17 protein-coding genes and 1 pseudogene are annotated in these 17727 nt (G+C 73.4%); 2 read left to right on the forward strand and 16 right to left on the reverse strand.

The window, feature by feature from the left end:
• Positions 1-70: 70 nt before the first annotated feature.
• Complete coding sequence (locus tag AB0G74_RS02045) at positions 71-832, reverse strand: isoprenyl transferase (protein WP_358827780.1); 762 nt, start codon at positions 830-832, stop codon at positions 71-73.
• Positions 833-1076: 244 nt separating this feature from the next.
• On the opposite strand from AB0G74_RS02045, the gene mgrA reads away from it, so the two are divergent.
• A complete protein-coding gene (gene mgrA / locus AB0G74_RS02050; RefSeq protein WP_361139351.1) occupies positions 1077-2120 on the forward strand; it encodes an L-glyceraldehyde 3-phosphate reductase in 1044 nt (347 codons plus the stop codon).
• Between the two features lie 522 nt (positions 2121-2642).
• Here mgrA and AB0G74_RS02055 read toward each other — a convergent pair.
• The 3 genes from AB0G74_RS02055 to AB0G74_RS02065 form a co-directional block, all read right to left on the reverse strand.
• Positions 2643-2993, reverse strand: a complete 351-nt coding sequence (locus tag AB0G74_RS02055; RefSeq protein ID WP_361139354.1) for a helix-turn-helix domain-containing protein — start codon at positions 2991-2993, stop codon at positions 2643-2645.
• A 102-nt stretch (positions 2994-3095) separates the two neighbouring features.
• Entirely contained in the window at positions 3096-4802 is a 1707-nt protein-coding gene (locus tag AB0G74_RS02060) for a DUF2079 domain-containing protein (protein WP_361139357.1), read from the reverse strand.
• Positions 4803-4893: 91 nt separating this feature from the next.
• A complete protein-coding gene (locus tag AB0G74_RS02065; protein ID WP_361139359.1) occupies positions 4894-5655 on the reverse strand; it encodes an A24 family peptidase in 762 nt (253 codons plus the stop codon).
• Between the two features lie 130 nt (positions 5656-5785).
• Here AB0G74_RS02065 and AB0G74_RS02070 point away from each other — a divergent pair, with 130 nt between their 5' ends.
• Positions 5786-6175 (forward strand): DUF192 domain-containing protein, encoded by a 390-nt coding sequence (locus AB0G74_RS02070; RefSeq protein WP_361139362.1) that lies wholly within the window; start codon positions 5786-5788, stop codon positions 6173-6175.
• Between the two features lie 71 nt (positions 6176-6246).
• Here AB0G74_RS02070 and AB0G74_RS02075 read toward each other — a convergent pair whose 3' ends face one another.
• The 12 genes and pseudogenes from AB0G74_RS02075 to cpaB form a co-directional block, all read right to left on the reverse strand.
• On the reverse strand, positions 6247-7626 hold the full coding sequence (locus AB0G74_RS02075) for a hypothetical protein (protein WP_361139365.1): 1380 nt from the start codon (positions 7624-7626) through the stop codon (positions 6247-6249).
• A 479-nt stretch (positions 7627-8105) separates the two neighbouring features.
• Positions 8106-8759: an OmpA family protein gene (locus AB0G74_RS02080; protein ID WP_361139368.1), complete on the reverse strand. Its 654-nt coding sequence runs from the start codon at positions 8757-8759 to the stop codon at positions 8106-8108.
• Complete coding sequence (locus tag AB0G74_RS02085; RefSeq protein ID WP_361139371.1) at positions 8756-9391, reverse strand: hypothetical protein; 636 nt, start codon at positions 9389-9391, stop codon at positions 8756-8758. The genes AB0G74_RS02080 and AB0G74_RS02085 overlap by 4 nt, the downstream gene beginning before the upstream one ends.
• 29 nt (positions 9392-9420) lie before the next feature.
• A pseudogene (locus AB0G74_RS02090) lies at positions 9421-10062 on the reverse strand (pilus assembly protein TadG-related protein); the annotation flags it as partial.
• A 62-nt stretch (positions 10063-10124) separates the two neighbouring features.
• The gene (locus AB0G74_RS02095) at positions 10125-10373 is read right to left on the reverse strand and encodes a hypothetical protein (protein ID WP_361139526.1); all 249 of its coding nucleotides are present in this window, start codon (positions 10371-10373) and stop codon (positions 10125-10127) included.
• Positions 10374-10886: 513 nt separating this feature from the next.
• A complete protein-coding gene (locus AB0G74_RS02100; protein ID WP_361139373.1) occupies positions 10887-11777 on the reverse strand; it encodes a DUF5936 domain-containing protein in 891 nt (296 codons plus the stop codon).
• Positions 11778-11797: 20 nt separating this feature from the next.
• The gene (locus AB0G74_RS02105; protein ID WP_361139376.1) at positions 11798-12739 is read right to left on the reverse strand and encodes a type II secretion system F family protein; all 942 of its coding nucleotides are present in this window, start codon (positions 12737-12739) and stop codon (positions 11798-11800) included.
• A gap of 196 nt (positions 12740-12935) precedes the next feature.
• Entirely contained in the window at positions 12936-14279 is a 1344-nt protein-coding gene (locus tag AB0G74_RS02110) for a CpaF family protein (protein ID WP_361139529.1), read from the reverse strand.
• Positions 14280-14445: 166 nt separating this feature from the next.
• Positions 14446-15006, reverse strand: a complete 561-nt coding sequence (locus AB0G74_RS02115) for a TadE/TadG family type IV pilus assembly protein (RefSeq protein WP_361139379.1) — start codon at positions 15004-15006, stop codon at positions 14446-14448.
• A 110-nt stretch (positions 15007-15116) separates the two neighbouring features.
• A complete protein-coding gene (locus AB0G74_RS02120; protein ID WP_361139381.1) occupies positions 15117-15554 on the reverse strand; it encodes a TadE/TadG family type IV pilus assembly protein in 438 nt (145 codons plus the stop codon).
• Positions 15555-15633: 79 nt separating this feature from the next.
• A complete protein-coding gene (locus AB0G74_RS02125) occupies positions 15634-16887 on the reverse strand; it encodes a P-loop NTPase (protein WP_361139383.1) in 1254 nt (417 codons plus the stop codon).
• Between the two features lie 7 nt (positions 16888-16894).
• The gene (gene cpaB / locus AB0G74_RS02130; RefSeq protein WP_361139385.1) at positions 16895-17608 is read right to left on the reverse strand and encodes a Flp pilus assembly protein CpaB; all 714 of its coding nucleotides are present in this window, start codon (positions 17606-17608) and stop codon (positions 16895-16897) included.
• Positions 17609-17727: the final 119 nt, after the last annotated feature.

Consider the following 17727-nt stretch of genomic DNA (forward strand, 5'->3'; position numbering starts at 1 on the left):
CGACGGATGGGAGAACAGCGGGTGAAGCCGGGAAGCGGAACCGGTCCGGGCCCCGGCGGGGCGGGTCCGGTCAGCCGCCGTAGCGGCGGTGGCGGGCCGCGTAGTCGCGCAGGGCGCGCAGGAAGTCGACCTTCCGGAAGGCCGGCCAGAAGACTTCGCAGAAGTAGTACTCGGAATGGGCGCTCTGCCAGAGCATGAAGCCGGAGAGCCGCTGTTCGCCGCTGGTCCGGATGACCAGATCGGGATCGGGCTGGCCGCGGGTGTAGAGATGCTCGGAGATCAGGTCGATGTCGACGGTCTCGGCCAGCTCCTCGATGCCGGTGCCCCGCTCGGCGTGCTCCTGGAGCAGGGACCGGACCGCGTCGGCGATCTCCTGCCGGCCGCCGTAGCCGACGGCGACGTTGACGAGTATCCCGGTATGTCCGAGGGTGGCCTGCTCCGCCTCCTTCAATACGGTCTGGGTCCTGGCGGGCAGCAGATCGAGGGTGCCGACGTGGTGGACCCGCCAGCGGCCGTCGGCGGCCATCTCCCGGACGGACTGCTCGATGATGCCGAGCAGGGGGACCAGCTCGTTGTCGGGCCGGTCGAGGTTGTCGGTGGAGAGCATCCAGAGGGTGACGACCTCGACATCGGTCTCGGCGCACCAGCCGAGCAGCTCCTGGATCTTGCTGGCACCGGCCTGGTGGCCCTGCTCGGCGGTGCCGCCGGAGGCGCGGGCCCAGCGCCGGTTGCCGTCGAGGATGACTCCGATGTGCTTGGGCACCTGCGCGTGGTCGAGTCGGCCTTCCACCCGGCGTGCGTAGAGCCTGTACACCAGGTCCCGCAAGTTCACAGAAGTCCACCTCTCGGTCCGATGGGGTTCACCCGCTCCGGTCCTGGGCGCGGCGGACCCGGGGGCGAATGGGGGACCAGGGGGCTGCCCCGGGTCCGTACGGGCGATCGCGCACCGGCCCCGGCACCCGTGCGATGTGCACCGTCCGGGCCGTGCGGCGAATCCCTTGAAGCCGCCACAGTACTGCGGACCGGCCACCACGGCCCAACCCGGTCTGTCACAAGTCCGTGATAAGGAGAGATACGTGACTGATTCCTCCACGTATCTCGCCGCCGACGACCGTTACGACGCCATGGAGTACCGCCGTACGGGCCGGTCCGGGCTGAAACTGCCCGCCGTCTCGCTGGGCCTCTGGCACAACTTCGGGGACGACCGCACGCTCGACTCGCAGCGGGCGATCCTGCGGCGCGCCTTCGACCTGGGCGTCACCCACTTCGACCTGGCGAACAACTACGGCCCGCCGCCCGGCTCGGCCGAGCTGAACTTCGGGAAGATCTTCGGCCAGGACTTCTCGGCCTACCGGGATGAACTCATCATTTCCACCAAAGCCGGATATTTGATGCATTCCGGGCCGTACGGGGAGTGGGGTTCGCGGAAGTACCTCCTCTCGTCGCTGGACGCGTCCCTGAGCCGGATGGGCCTGGAGTACGTCGACATCTTCTACTCGCACCGCTTCGACCCGGAGACTCCGCTGGAGGAGACGATGGGCGCGCTGGCCACGGCCGTGCGCCAGGGCAAGGCGCTCTACGCGGGCGTGTCCTCGTACAACGCCGAGCAGACCGCCGAGGCCGCCCGGCTGCTCCGCGAGATGGGCGTCCCGGCCCTGATCCACCAGCCGTCCTACTCGATGATCAACCGCTGGATCGAGCACGACGGACTGCTCGACACCCTGGAGACCGCGGGGATGGGCTGCATCGCCTTCGTCCCGCTCGCCCAGGGGCTGCTCACCGGCAAGTACCTGAAGGGGATCCCGGAGGGCTCGCGGGCCACCCAGGGGAAGTCGCTCGACCCGGGGCTGCTCTCGGACGACGTCGTGCGGCGGCTGAACGGGCTGAACGACATCGCGGCCCGCCGCGACCAGTCGCTGGCCCAGCTGGCGCTCAGCTGGGTGCTGCGGGATCCCCGGATGACCTCGGCGCTGATCGGCGCCTCCAGCGTGGCCCAGCTGGAGGAGAACGTGGCCGCGCTGACCGCGGCGCCCCTGACCGCCGCCGAGCTGGCGGAGATCGACACCCTCGCGGTGGACACCGAGGGGACGAACATCTGGGCCGGGCGCGGCCTGGGCTGACGGCTCCGGGGTCCGGCGGCGGGGCGTACGGCTCCGGCTGAAGCAGGGCTCCGCGCGGGCGGTACATGAGCGGCGACCGGGCGACCGGTGCGCGGCAGCCGGTACGCGGGGTGCGGCGGCCCGGGTGGGGTGGCCGTGACCGGCCGCGCCCCCGCCGTCGGGGCCGGAAAAAGAACCGGGCCGGTCCGTGGGGGGGATACGGACCGGCCCGAGGGGGGGTTTCCACCATAACGCGAGATGCCCGCCGCCGGACGCCACTGACGGGGCGCCGGGGGCGGGTTTCGCCGTCAGGTTGAGTCGAACGGCGGAGCGTACGCGGGCGCGAACCCCGTATTCCCGGGGATTTCGAGGGGTTCGCACCGAACGGCGGTGGCGCGGCGGCCCTTCGGGCGCCGTCCGGCGCGTCCCCCGAAGGGGGAACCCCCGAGGGGCGGCGAGTTGACGGCGGACCGGCTTCCGGCGGGGTTCCGGCGGTCGCCGGGGCGGCGCGTCGGCCGTCGCCGTGGAACGGGGCGGGGGGCGCTACGCCACGCGGGTCTTGTTGGCGACGATCTCGTCCATATAGATCCGGCCCCACTCCCCCAGCGGCTCCAGGGCTTTGTTGAGGGACTCCCCCAGGGGGGTGAGGGAGTACTCCACCCGGGGCGGCACCTCCGGATAGACCTCGCGGTGGACGACTCCGTCCGCTTCCAGCTCCCGCAGCTGCTGGATCAGCACCTTCTCGCTCACCCCGGTGAGCGCCCGCCGCATCACGCCGAACCGCACCGGCCCCTCGGCGTCCAGCACCCACAGGATCAGCGGCTTCCATTTGCCGCCGACCACATCGACGGCCGCGTCGAGCCCACAGTCGTAGAACGGTTTGCGTACGGCCACGGGCAACTGACTCCTCGTACGGTCCGGGATCGGGCGGGGCCGCCGGGGCCCGAAGGGGGAACAATCCCGGGGCCCGGGGTATTTCCGCCCGCCGGGCGGTGGTCAGCCGTGGGCGCCGGGGACCCGGGGCGGGCCGAGCCTGAGCAGGGTGATGCCGTCGCGTTCGGCGACCTCGCGATAGCCGTACACGAGCCGGGCCCGGTCCAGTTCGGCGAGCTGCTGTTCGGGCGGATAGGGCCAGTGGCCCGCCCGGTACGGCCAGGCGTGCGGGGCCCGGCGGTCGTGGACGATCCACTCGGCGGTGGGCCTCGGCAGGGTCGCGCGGTCGTACTCGTAGAGCCGGGAGCCCACCGGGAAGGTGGGGAAGAGGACGACCTCGGTCCGGGCCGTGAGCTGGGGCACGAGCCGGTTACTCGCGGCCACCGTCGCCCCGTCCGGGATCCGGGCGAGCAGCGCCCCGGCCGCCTCGACGTGCTCGGTGGTGCGCCAGGTGGCCCGCTGGGCGAGCAGGGCGAGGGGGAAGCTCGGCAGTATCACCGCGGTCACGGCGAGCGCCGTGGCCAGGGACGCCCGGATATGGCGGGCGGCGGGCGGACGGCCGGCAGCGGTACCCGTCTCCGGTGCCGGGCCAGGAGTCGTGGCCGGGGCCGGGGCCGTACGCCAGTGGCGCAGCGCGTCGATCAGTCCGGCGGTCACGACCGGCATCAGGACGACGCTGTAGTGGAAGGACGTGCCCCAGTGGAAGCCGTTCTCGGAGAGCATCCGCCAGGCCAGGGTGGGCACCGTCAGCAGGGCGAGCGGTGAGCGCAGGGCGAGCAGCGCGGAGGGCGCGAAGACCAGGACGAGGGTGACCGCCTTGACGTCGGGGCGGAGCGCGTCCAGCGGGGCGAGGGCGACGGTCGTCAGCAGGGACGTCCGGGCGTCGTCGGGGAGGTTGCCGCCGTGGGCGTAGCCGCCCGCCGGATTGAAGGCGGGCAGCAGCAGCTCGATCTCCACGGCGGAGGCGGCGAGTCCGGCGACGGCCGTGAGCAGTCCGAGCCGCCGGGGGCCCTTCCAGGCGATGTACGCGCCGACGGCGGCGACGGTCAGCCCCAGGTCCTCCTTGATCAGTACCAGGGGCGCGGCCCAGAGGACGGCGGCCCGCCAGCGGCGGCGGCCGAGCGCCACGACGGCGTACGAGACGAGCGGTACCGCGAGCGCCACCTCGTGGAAGTCGAAGGCGACGGCGGACGCGACGCCCCAACTGAGGCCGTAGACCAGGGCGACGGCATGGGCGGCGCGGCGGCCGAGCGTCTCCAGCGCCCAGCCGGCCAGCGGGACGACGGCGACGGCGATCAGCGCGGCCTGCGCGGTGAGCAGGGCGAGCGGGGACGGCCAGAGCCGGTAGAGGGGCGCGAGGACGGCGATCGCCGGGTGGAAGTGGTCGCCGAGGAGGTTGAAGCCCTCGCCGCGCAGGGGCACCACGGGGGGCTGGAACCGGGCGTAGGCGCGGACGGCCTGCTCGAAGATGCCGAGGTCGTAGCCGGTGGTCCGGAGCAGCAGATGACGGCGTACGGACACGGTGGCGTAGAGCGCGAGGAGTACGGCGGCCCAGGCCCAGGGCAGCAGGGCGGCGGGGAGTCGTGGCGCGAGCCGCGAACCGGGACGCGGACCACGGCGCGGACCGGGGCCCGAATCAGAGCCCGAGCCGGGGCCCGGGCCAGGACTCGGGCCGGGTTCCGGCAGGGGTGCGGCGGCGGGTACCGGGGGGCTGCCGGAGAGGCGCCGCGCCCCGCGCCGCACTACCGAGTTGTCAGAGAATGTCCGCATACATTCGGATGCTAGACCGGGGCGGTGGCCGGTCCGTTCAGCTCCGGGTGTGTGTCGGACAGGACCGGTGGGGAGCCGGAACCGGGGCGGGTCAGACCGGTACGGCGAGGGCTCCGGCGACCACGCCCGTGAACGCCCCCACGATCATGAACGGGCCGAAGGGGATCGCGTCCCGGCGGCCCGCGCGGCCCCGGACCATCAGTCCCAGCCCGTACACCGATCCGAACAGGAATCCGGCGCAGGCACCCGCCAGCAGCACGGACCAGCCGTACCAGCCGAGTACGACACCGAGCCCGAGCGCCAGCTTCACATCGCCGAAGCCCAGCCCGCCGGGGTGCAGCAGGAAGAGGACGAAGTACCCGGCGCCCAGGGCGGCCCCGCCGAGCAGCGCCGTCGGCCAGGAACCCGCGGCGCCGGGCAGCGGCGCGACGGCCCCCAGCAGTCCGGCCGCCCCGGCGGCCAGCGGCAGGGTGAGCCGGTCGGGCAGCCGGTGCACCCGGATGTCGACCTGGGCCAGCACCGTGGCGAACGGCACCAGCAGCAGCCAGACCGCGAGTTCGGGCCGGGGCCCGGTGGCGGCGGCCAGCAGCGCGCAGGCACCCGCGGCGACGACGGCGGGGCCGTGCGCGCCCCGGACGCCGACGACCCTGCCGTGTCCGCCCGCCGCGCCCTCGGCCCGGCAGCCGGGCCCGCCGAGCCAGCCGCCCGCCGGTCCGGTGAGAGGGTGCCCGTCGGGGCAGGCGTCGCGCCACGCCTCGTCGGGCTCGACGGCGAGCCGGTACACGGCCCGGGGCACCAACAGACCGGTACCCGCGCCCCAGAGGGCGGCGACGGCGATCAGCGTGACGTACACGGCTCAGAGCGTAGGCCGCCACGACGGGCCCGGCCGGGCCGTTGCCCGTATGTCCCAAAGGCCGGTACGGAAGCGTCCGGTTCCGGCCCCCGGGGCGGTGGGGCACGGAAAAGTCCTAGGGTCGTCCGTCATGGGGCGAGGACAGCGATGGCGGTGCGGTACGGGCACCTTGCGGATCACGGACGGCGACGGCGGGAGCGACGGGGGCGGGGTGGTCGTCCCGGTGGAGATCGCGGCGTCCTACGGCACCCGCCGCCGGGGCCTCCTCGGCCGCGACGGGATCACCGGCGCCCTGCTGCTGACCCCCTGCAACGCGGTCCACACCCTGGGGATGCGGTTCGCCGTCGACGTGGCGTATCTGGACCGGGAGCTGCGGGTCGTGGCCCTGCACACCCTGCGCCCGCACCGGCTGGCACTCCCCCGCCTCCGCGCCCGGCACGTCCTGGAGGCGGAGGCCGGGGCGATGGCCGCCTGGGGCATCCGGCCGGGCGTACGGCTGCGGGTGGAACCGGACTCGTAGCGCCGGGGTTCGTACGGCGGGCGGGCGGGTCGGTACGCGGTCACGGTCCGGTCGCCGCACCGTTCGGGCGGTCAGGACGCCGCCGGGTCCCAGGGCGGCGGGGGCGTACGGGCGAGTCTGCGGCGCAGGAGGACCGTCCAGCCGGCCAGGCCGAGCAGCAGGGCCGTACCGGCGCCGAACCCGGTCAGGGCGATCACCCGCATCACCGCCCGGCGGTCGGACTCCCGGCCGGTCAGCCCCTGCCGGGCGGCCTCGCGGTCGGCATCGGTGACACCGAAGCCCGCGGCGACGGGGTCGGCCGCGTACGGCGGCGCGCCGTCCGGCTTGCCCGTCACGGCCACCTTCAGGGTGAGCCGTGCCGCGCCGTCCCCCGCGTCCTGCCCGCCGTCGCCCGCCGACTCGCGGGTGACCCGGACGAAGTACCAGCCGGAGAAGCGCATCGCGCCGATCTCGTTGCGGTTGGCGGTCCGGTTCCCGAACGCCGCGGGCGCCGTGCCCAGGGCGACCGCGCCGTCCCGGCCCGCCGCGTCGGCGCTCTGGACGTAGCCGCGCGCCGTGTTGAAGACCGTCATCCGCAGATCGTCACCGGGGCCACGGCCGGAGAGCGCCGCGTCGAGGAAGAGCCGCTGCCCCCAGTCGACCGGCACCCGGTAGAACCGGCTCTCCCCCGGGCGGAGTTCGTCCCGCCAGGCGCCCTCACCGGTGGCGGGGGCGTCGTTGAAGCCCGTACCGCCCTCGACGTCCCGGGGCGCCCCCGACGGCATCCCGGGCGCACTGCTCGGATACGAGTCGTCATCGGGCGGCTCCGGGAACTTCTCGCCCGCGCGCAGTCCGGGCTCCAGCATGAACCGGATCTCCACGGGCCAGTCACGGACGTCACCCATCGACTCGACCGTGTACAGGTACTCGCCCGGCGCCTGGCACTTCCGGCCCGGCCCGATCCGCCGGGTCGCGTAGTCGGCGACGGGCCGGGCGACGGGGGTGTCGAAGGTGATGTTCGTACTGTCGCTGCACTCCGTCCCGCCGGAGGAGACGAGCCCGATCCGGATACCGTCGGACTCGGCGACCCGGGTCCCGGGCGGCGGCGCGAGAACCGCCGACAGATAGGCGTTGGACGTCCCGTCGAGCCGTACCCGGTACGTCTTGCGCTCCCCCGCGGCGACGGTGTCGGTGTACGTACCCGGCCGCAGCAGGGGCCCCTCGTCGCCACTGGTACCGCCGGTGACCGGCCGGGCGTCCGGGGCGGTCTCGTACGGCTCGACCGTCTCGGCGGCCGACGCCGGGTCCGGGGCCGCGAGCGGGCCCGCCGTGGCGCAGGCCAGCAGGGCGGCGGCCCGTATCGCCAGCCGTCGCAGCCTCGCCGTGATCCGGCGGCCCCGCCGGTCGTCCGGCTCCCTCGCCGCCGCCCCCGCCGCTGCCGTCACGGCGCTCACCACCCGGCCAGGAACCATCCCGTCCGCTCCTCGGTCCACTCGATCCGCTCACTCCGCACGGCCGCCGACTCCCCGGCGGGCGGGGCCGGTCCGCGCGGACCCCGACCGGGGCGCAGCGTACAGCGCGCGGACGGACACCTGTATGACCGGTACGACCTTCGACAACGAGGCCCTCCGGGTGAGGCCTGCGCCATCCGCCCAGCAAGGCAAGCCAGTCGGGCGACCTCGCGCCGTCGTGGGCCGTTCGCGCAGTTCCCCGCGCCCCCGGTTGCTTTCCTGATCGCCCTCGCCGAGAGACGGGCCCCTTTCCCAGGGGCGGTGCCGGGGAGAGCATTAGGTGGCGCTGGGGGTCCCCCCATTGCCGAAGGCATAGGGGGCGGAACTGCGCGAGCAACCACATGCGGTCCGCGGACCGCGAACAGCAGCGGGCCGCTGGGCGCGCGGAGCCCAGGAGGGCCGAGCCGCTGAGGGTCTCCCACTCACCGAAGACAGGCGCGTCAGCCGCCGGCGCCCGTGGGGAAGGTGATCTCGACCCGGCGGTTCTTCCGGCGGCCGTCCTCGGTGGAGTTGTCGGCGATCGGGTAGTCCTCGCTGTAGCCGCGGACCTCGTAGGTGACGGCGGGGTCGTCGAGCTGGCCGCTCACCGCCCGGTGCACGGCCTGGGCGCGCTCCGTGGAGAGCTTCTGGCCGTGTTCGTACGTCCCGAGGTCGTCGGTGAAGCCGAAGACCCGGACCCGGTTGGGCCGGTTCTTCCGGATCTCGTTGACGATGGCGGCGATCCGGCCGGACGCCTGCGGGGAGAGCGCCGAGCTGTTCTTACCGAACAGCACCTCGGCCTGGAGGGCGAGGGTGAGGGACGTGGTGGTCTCCTCGCGCCGCTCCTCGCCGCCCTCGGTCTCCACGATGGAGACGATGTCCAGGACGCGCGGCGCGGCGAGCGTCGCGCCGTCCCGCATCTTCAGACCGGGGTCGGTGGGGTCGATCCGGGGCAGTTCGGAGGCATCGGTGGTCCCGGCGGGCGCCTGTGCGGGGCGTTTCCCGTCGGCGGACGCCGGGGACGCGCCGGAGAGCTGGACGCCCGTCACCAGGACCACCGCGGCGACCGCGACGGCGGCGGGGCGGCGGGCCCCGGGGCGCGTACGGCCGGTCATGACAGCCCGATCGTGGCGGTCGGCATCAGCGGCAGCAGCACGTCCACGGACTTGGTGGCGGCTGGCGGTGCCGGGTACTGGGCGAAGAAGTCGAGGCTCTGGCCGGGCTTCATGGTGCTGAGGCCGGTGGTGGTGAGGGGGTTGTTGTCCGTGTCCCGCAAGACGTAGTAGCGCTTCTTGCTGGTCTTGTCGACCAGAGTCATCCCCGCGAGCGACGGGCCCGTCTGGCTGACCTTGGTCTCGTTGCCGCTCCAGTCGAGCGGGGGGAACTGGCTCTTGCCGCCACCGTTCTTGAGGACGCCTGAGACGGTGAGAAAGCCCCCGCTGTCGCGTTCGGCGCTCTGGAAGGTGAGCTGGAAGCCGTTGGCGCCGGTGATGGTCGCCAGCGGGCCCTTGGTCTCCCCGTCCCCGCCGGTGGCGCCGTCCGACGTCTGCTCCGTGTTCCCGCCGTCGTCCCGCTGTCCCGGCTGTTCGGCGCTGCCCGCGGGCGCGGGGTCCGAGCCCTTGTCGTCCCCGTCGCCGGAGTCGCCGAGTCCGCAGGCGGTGAGGGAGAACATCAGGGCGACCGCCGTCAGGGCGGCGGCCGCCGTACCGGTTCTGCTCAGGGGCCTTGCTCCGTGCCGGGTCCTCATCAGTGCTGTTCCTTCGTGTGGGTTCACGGTCAGTCCTCGGCGAGCCGTACGGCGAGGAGGTCGGACATCTCGGGGAAGGAGTCCGGCCGTTCGGGGTCGATCGTGAAATCGCCTTCGTCGCAGCGCAGCTCGCCCAGTGGCGGCTTCTCGGGCGGCTCCTCGCCCTCCTCGGGCGGCTCCTCGCCCTCCGGCGGCGCCGTGGGGTCGGTCGACGGCGCGGGCTCCGGAGGCGGCGCGGGTTCGAAGTCGCACCGGGACTCCACGACGGCCGTCGCCCGCGCCTCGCCGTGCTCGCTCTCGGTGCCGGGCACGACGGTGTCGCCGACCGGGTTCTGCGAGCGGGTCCGTACGGTGAATCCCCAGCGCCCGTCCGTGAGGGCGCCGCAGCTGTCCACCGTGGCCTCGTTGGCCTGCGCGAGCCCGGTCGCCGCCCCGCAGGGCGCGCCCGAGGGGTCCGAGAAGTCACCTTCGAGCAGCCTGCGGAGGAAGTCCGCGTCGATCGGCGGCTGCCAGAGTTCGTCCCCGATCCGGTCCCGGGACTCCTGGGCGGCGGCGAGCGCGGCGGCGTCCGCCGCGGACTGGGTGCCGTTGCGGTTGGCGCCCGCCTGTCCGACCACGAAGAACGCGAGGGCGGCGAACAGGACCAGGGCCACCATCGTGATGTACAGCGGGGCCGCCTGGCCGGTGTCGTCCCGGGCGTACGGTCCACCGGCCGACCGCCGCGTCGTGGCGGCTACTTGCCGCCGCCGCTGCCGAGGATGTCGCTCACCTTCTCCTTGAGGCCGGTGGCGATGTCCCGGTGCACCCCGGTTCCGACGATGGCCGCGATGATCAGGCCGACCAGCACGATCACCCCCACGTACTCCACCGCCCCCTGCCCCCGGTCCCGTCGTTCCTTCAGTGCCCGGGTCCTGACGGCCGTCCAGGCCGCGAGGTGGACCCGGGTCTTGACCAGGGCCTTCAGCGTCACGTCGTTCGCCATCGTCTTCCCCTTCGACGCCGGAGGCGCCACGACACCCGCCCGGCTCGTACCGGTCCATGACACCACCCGCCGTGACGGCTTCCTCGCGGTACGTACGGACAGCGTCGCCTGCACTGTATGACGTGGCAGAACCGTTGCGAAGGGGGCCAAGGGCCCAACGTCCTTCTGAGGCGGCGAGTTGATGAGCTAACAGCCGATTTCGGCCGGGGTCGGAGGGGGTGTCCGCGGGTGCGGACGGCGGGGTTTCGGGGAACGGCCGTCCGGGGGCGCCGAGGGTGTTCGACGGGGCGTCCCGCGACGGGTCGGGAGCTGGTGGTGTCACGGGCTCCCCCTCCCGCTCGTTCGGCCCGGTGGTGACGGTGGACGGCCCGCCGGGCGTACCGGGGTCCGCCGTCGAATGTCCCACATCCGATTGCGAAAGCGAAGACGGTGGGCCGAACTCGCCGCGTACGGCGGGGAGTCCGGGCCGCCGGGTGTGCCTGGGCGGCAGTCCGGGCCGGGAGTCCACGGCGCTCAGCCGCCGAGGACGTCGGCGAGGTCGACGCCCGATCCGTAGTAGAAGCTCATCACGATCAGAATCATCGTGGCGGGCAACATGACCAGGGTGACCACGAGGGTCGCCTTGGGGATGGCCCGGGCGGCGTCGCGCCGGGCGTTCTGGGCGTCCGTACGCCGCATGTCGGTGGCGATCTGGATCAGCGTCTCCACGATCGGGGCGCCCAGTTCCTCCCCCTGCTGGAGTGCCGTGACGAACATCGACACCTGCTCGCTGTCGTTACGTCTGCGCAGTTGGTCGAAGGCGTCGCGGCGGCTGACGCCCATGTCCATCTGACGGAGGGTGATCCGGATCTCGTCGGCCCACGGCCCCCGGTACTTCTCCGCGACCCTCTCCAGCGCCTGCCGGAAGCCGAGTCCGGCGGAGACGACGACGGCGAGTACGTCGAGGAAGTCGGGGAGGGTGCGTTCGATATCGGCGCGGCGGCGGCGGATCGCGGCCCGGATGATCACATCGGTCCAGGTCAGTCCGAAGACCAGGGCCAGGGCGGCGACCAGGAACTCGCCGCGCAGCAGCATCGAGAAGGCGGCGGCGACGCCGAGGGCGCCGTAGACGGCCCGGCGGGCGGCGTAGCGGTCGACGGTGAGTCCGCCGGGGTTGCCCGCCGCGTCGAGCCGCCGCCGGAGGGCGTCGACCCGTTTGGGTCCCATGGCGGTGAGGACGGCGGGGGCGTACCGCATGCCGAGCCGGTCGATGCCGGAGCCGACGGCGGTGGTGCGGGTGGCGCCGACCTCCAGCGCCAGGACGAGGTCGCCGGGGAGTTTGGCCTCGGCGCGGTACATCCGGATCCCGTGGAAGATCCCGTACACCGAGAGTGCGAGGAGGGCGGCGAGCAGCAGTCCGGTCATCGTGGTGGCTCCTTCCGCCCTCAGACCTGGATCCGGGACATCCGGCGGATCATCAGCCCGCCGAGGATGTAGAGGCCGACGGCGATCAGGGTGGCCGTCTGGCCGGCGAACGAGCCGGTCATCTCGTCCAGCGCGCCCGGTGTCATGGCGTTGATCATCAGCAGGAATCCGAAGCCGAGCAGGGGTACGGCGAAGGCGGTGACCTTGATCTGGGAGAGCATGGTGGTGACCTCCCGCCGGGTCTCCTTCCGTTCCTCCAGCGTCTGGGTCAGATTGCGCAGGGAGCTGACGACCTGGCCGCCCGCCCGGTTGGCGAGGACGAGGGTCGTGACGAGGACGACGAGTTCCCGGGAGGGCAGCCGGTCGGAGAGTTCGGCGAGGGCGTCGTCCAGGCTCTGGCCGACGGCGAGCCGGTCGGCGACGAGTCCGAGTTCGGCGCCCGCCGGGTCGTCCAGTTCGTCGGCGGCCATCGCGAGGGCGGTCCGGAGCGCGAGCCCGGCCTGGGTGGCGTTGGCGAGGACCCGGGCGAGTTCGGGGAGCTGGTTGATGAACGCCTCGGTCCGTTTCGCCTGCTGCCAGGTGAGGAAGGACTCGGCGCCCCAGAGCGCGGCGAAGGCGGCCAGGACGCCGAAGAAGGGGGTGAAGACGGCGGCGACGATCAGATAGACGGTGAGGAGTACGGCGGCGGTGGCGACGGTGTACTCGCCGGGTGTGATGTCGAGGCCGGTGGTCCTGATCCGGCGTTCGAGCCTGCGGCCGTAGCGAGTCCGGCGCACCCTGCGGTCGACGGCGGGGAACCGGCGACGACGGCCGCCTGCCCCGGCGGGCGTACCCGTCTGGGACATCCGGGCGACGAGCGCCTGCGCCCTGGCCCGGCCGACGGACCAGTGGTGGACGCCGAGGACCCCGCACACGCCCGCCAGCAGGACGGCCGAGAGGGTGAGGAGTACAGGGGTGGTCATAGCGGACGGAAACCTTCTGGGACGAGGGCAGGGGCAGGGGCAGGGGCGGAGTCGGGACCGGCTACGGGGACGGGGGCCGGGCGGGGCGGCCGGTCCCGGTGGTTCGCGGGCGTACGGCGGTACGGGCGCTTCGCGCCGGGCGGCGGCGCCGGAGACGTGGTGGCGTACGTGGTCGCGGTGGCGTACGTGGATGTGGTCACAGCGCCCGCGTCCCCCGGACGGCGAGCTGGTCGTCGCTCTCGGCGACCCCGAACACCAGCGGCAGGACCTCGTTCCGCAGATGCAGCCGCTGGGCGATCCGGCGGGGCACGGGATGGTAGACGAACCGGCCGTGGACCCGGCCGTCGGCCGACATCGGCAGGGCCTCGAACCGGCAGACGGAGACGATCCGGTACTCCTCGCGGCCGTGCGAGTCCACCACGGCGATCTCCGTCACCCGGCGGGAGCCGTCGGCGTGCCGGCTGAGCTGCACGATCACATCGACGGCGCTGTTGATCTGGTCCTTGATCGCCGCGAACGGGATCTCGACCTCCGACATGGAGGCCAGGGTCTGGAGCCGCGTCAGGGCGTCCTCGGCGCTGTTGGCGTGGACGGTGGCGAGGGATCCGTCGTGGCCGGTGGACATCGCCTGGAGCATGTCGAGCGTCTCGCCGCCCCGGACCTCGCCGACGATGATCCGGTCGGGGCGCATCCGCAGGGAGTTGCGGACCAGGTCGCGGATGGTGACCCGGCCCTTGCCCTCGACGTTCGGGGGGCGGCTCTCCAGGGTGATGACATGGCTCTGCTGGAGCCGGAGTTCGGCGGAGTCCTCGATGGTGACGACGCGTTCGCCCTCAGGGATCAGTCCGGAGAGGGTGTTGAGGAGGGTCGTCTTCCCGGTACCGGTGGCCCCGGAGACGATCACATTGAACTTCGCCCGGACGAACCCGGCGAGCAGCAGGGTCATCTGTTCGTCCAGCGATCCGACGCCGATCAGCTCGGGCAGGGTGAAGGCGCGGGGGAAGCGGCGGATGGTGAGGATGGGGCCGCTGAGGGAGAGGGGCGGAATGATGACATTGACCCGCTCGCCGGAGGGGAGCCGGGCGTCCACCATGGGGTTGGCCTCGTCCACCCGGCGGTTGACGATGGAGACGATGCGTTCGATGGTCTGCATCAGTTGGTCGGTGGAGGAGAACCGCATGGGCAGCAGTTCCAGCCGTCCGGACCGTTCGACATAGACCTGGTCGGGGCCGTTCACCATGATCTCGCTGATGGAGGCGTCCTCCAGCAGCGGTTCGAGGATGCCGAGCCCCAGGGCCTCGTCCACCACGCGCCTGATGAGCTGGGCGCGTTCGGCGGTGGAGAGGACCGGGCCCTCGCGGCTGATGATGTGGCCGAGTACCCGCTCCAGCCGGATCCGGCGGTCACCGGCGGCGAGTGCCGACATCTCGGCGAGGTCGATCTCCTCCAGCAGCTTGGCGCGGTAGACGGCGACGAGACGGCCGACCTCGCCCCGGCCGTCGACCGGTTCGGGGCTGCCGATGCGCGCCCTCAGGCTCATGTCTGTCATCTCCCAGGTGATGCGGTGGTGCGGTGGATCGGGGGGCGGCGGCGGGTGCCGTACGACTCGTACGGCCCGTGGGGCTCGTACGGCCGGTAGGGGCTCGTCCGGGGCGGTCGGCCCGGTGGGCTCAGTCGGCTCAGTGGGCTCAGTCGGCTCAGTGGGCTCAGTCGCAGGGCATGGTCACGGTCCTCACCGCCGGGTCGAGGTCGAAGCCGGGCAGCAGCGACGGCACGTCGACGACGGCGGTCACGGATATCTCGTCGTCCTCGTCGGCGCAGCGCCCCGAGTCGAAGTCGGCGCCGTCCGCGAGCCAGCCGCTGATCGCCGCCCGCCCGGCCGCCGCGCCCCGGCCGGAGCCGTCCTCGGCGGACTCGGTCCTGGCGGCGGCCCGGGCGGCGGTACCGGCCTGCTGGGCGGTGTAGGCGACGATGCCGACCTGGATCGCGGCGAGGGCGACGAAGAGGAGCAGGGCGATCACCCCGGCGAACTCGATGGCCGCCTGTCCCTGGTCACGGGCCCGGTCCCGGTCCCGTAGCCGCGTCAGGGCGCCTGGCCCGCGGCCCGGCGAGCCGACCGGGCCCGTTGCCGGACCACTGCCGTACGCCCGCCGGTCCTGCGCCTCGCCCCCCGGCGAACCCCCCGGCCCCGGCTCCGGATCCGCCGCCGGACGACCGCCGGACAGCCGCCGGGCCGTCGTCTCGCGGCCGGGTGCGGCGGCATTCACCGGCGCGGCCCCGGGCACCGGCCGCACCCGCCGGGCCGGACCCGGTATCGGCACCCCCGGCACCCCCGGCGCTCCCCGCGCCTCCGGCGCCCTTCGCGCGCGTCCCGCCGTCATCGTTCACCGGCCCTCTCGTCGAGCGCCGCGCCCTCGCCGGTGAGGGTGAGGCCGATATCGCCGCCGCCGGGGAAGAACGCGGGGACCCGCAGCTCCACCGTGGCCCGGTACAGATCGCCGTCGGAGCGGCAGTCGACACCGGCGGCCCCCCAGGAGCCGGAGAGCGTCCGGCGGGCCGCCGCGTCGCAGGCGCCGCCGCCGCCGACCGCGCCCGCCCGGGCGGCCTCGTCGGCCGCGTTCCCGGCGAGGGAGAAGGTGTAGCCGGTGAGGGCCGCCTGCCAGAGCAGGCCGATGGTCAGCAGGATCACCGGGATGGTCCCGGTGAACTCGATCGCCGCCTGGCCCCGGTCGTCGTACCGCCGCCGTACGGTCCCGGTCCGCCGCCGTACGAGGCGTCGGGCGGCCCGCCGGACGGACCGGCCGGGCCCCCTCACCGCACGCCCCCCGGACCCGTACCGGCCACGGAGGCGGTACGGTTCCGGCCCTGCGCCCGTACCGCCGCGCGTGCCGCCGTCACCGGGCCCGCCCGCGGCGGAGGCCGAGGGAGCCGCGGTCGCCCCGGAACCGGCCGGTCTTCGCCGCCCCGGTCTCCTCCGGGGCGCGGACCAGGCCGAGTTCCCCGGCGAGCGACCACAGCGCCTGCTTCACCGCCGACTTGGCCTCCAGGTCCTGCATCCGGCCCGCGTCGATCACCGGCTGAAGCTCCTTGAACCCCGCGGGTACCGTCGCGCGGGCGACCTTCGTCCCGGTGATCCGTTCGATCAGCGGTGGCTGGATCTCGGTGGACCGGGTGTGCCGGTTGACGACGGTCACGGTCTCCTCCGCCTTGCGGATCTGGAGCCGGTCCCACATCCGGACCATGCGTTTGGCGGCCCGCACCGCGACCACGTCGGGCGTGGTCACCAGGACCGTCGTATCGGCCATCTCGATCGCCGCCGCGTTGCCCCCGGTCATCAGGGTGCCGCAGTCCACGATCACCACCTCGTGGCGGCCCCGCAGGGCGCTGACGATCTGGCGTACGGCCCGGTCGCCGACGTCCTCGCCGCGTTCGCCCTCGGCGGGGGCGAGCAGCAGTCCGACACCGGTGGGGTGGGCGAAGAGGGCGTCCTGGAGGACCCGGGGCGAGATGTCGGAGATCTGGGCCAGGTCGGCGACGGAGCGCCGGAACTGGACGTCGAGATAGGAGGCCACATCCCCGGCCTGGAGATCGAGGTCGACCAGGGCGACGGTCCGGCCGGAGGCGCGGGCGGCGAGGGCGAGCTGGACGGCCGTGACCGTCGTCCCCACCCCGCCCTTGGCGCCGCTGACGGTGACGACGGTCCCGCCGGGTCCGGCGACCAGCTCCCCGGCGTGCCCGAGGTGGCGGCGGACACCGGTGGACCAGGCGGCGGCCGACTGCACCCGCTGGGCCAGTTCCTCGTACGACAGCGGCAGCCCGATCAGGCCCCGGGCGCCGGAGTCCATCGCGGCCGAGTAGAGCCCCGGACCGGCGTCCACGGTGACCAGGACGACCCCGACGGCGGGGAAGCGGAGGGCGATGTCCCGGACCACCTCCAGCGCCGGGACCGGGCCGATCCGCTCGTGGACCAGGACGACCTCGGGGAGTTCGTCGAGGGATTCGGCGGCGAGCCGGGCCAGCAGGTCGAGCAGCGATGTGGAGTCGCCGACCGGTGGCAGCGGTTCGGCGTCCGGCAGCTGGCCGAGCAGGGTGGTGACCGACCGGGCCGCGTCCGGGTCCCCCACGGCCGGGAGGATGCGTGTGGTCATCCCGTACTCACCTGCTCTTGTCTTCGTCGAGGGTGTACGTGCTCTCGCCGGGCTTCAGCGCGCCGGGGCTGCCCTTGGAGAGGAGGGCGAGCCGGACGTTCTCGGCGAAGGACTCCGCGTAGGCGACGCGCTGGGCGTCGGCGGTGTTCAGGGCGAAGGTGATGGGGACGGCCTCACGGGCGGCGTCCCGGCGTTCGTCGCGCTTGGCGCCGATGGGGGTGAGGGTGCCGACGTCGATCACCCGGGCCTTGGAGACGATGATCCGGGACTCGTCCGGGTCGCTGTCCCGCCGCCCCTCGAAGGTGGCGAAGATATTCACCAGGTCACCGGGGGCGATCTTCCCGGCGACCCCGGTCGCGGCGTCGATCATGATGGCGATCTCCTGCTCCCCCGCGGCCAGCGCCGGGCGCTTGACGATCATGTCCTCCTGGAGGAGGGACCCCTTGCGGAGCTTGGTGACCGCTATCCGGCCCCGGATGTGGGCGAGATCGGTGACGGCGCTGTCGGAGAGCCAGCGCTCGGGGATGGCGGTCTTCTCGAACTGGTCGGCGCGCAGGGCGGTGTAGGGCGCGATATCGGATTTCAGCCGGTACGCGGTGACCTCGGGGCCGACCTTGGAATTCACGTCGCCGATCACGGTGATCACGCCGAAGAAGGCGGCGAGGGCGCAGAGGACCGAGATCGTGAGCAGGATGACGCCTCGGCGTTGGCGTGAATTCATGAGCTGGGGAACCTCGTTCGCGGAAACGGAAGGGACGACGGGTGTGCGGTACGCGGGACGTGCGGGGGGTGCGAAGTGTGCGAGGTGCGCGGGCGGGGGCCGGTGCGGGCGCGGCGTAC

Origin of the sequence: Streptomyces sp. NPDC020875, from assembly GCF_040641415.1 — a bacterium.
Lineage (GTDB): Bacteria > Actinomycetota > Actinomycetes > Streptomycetales > Streptomycetaceae > Streptomyces.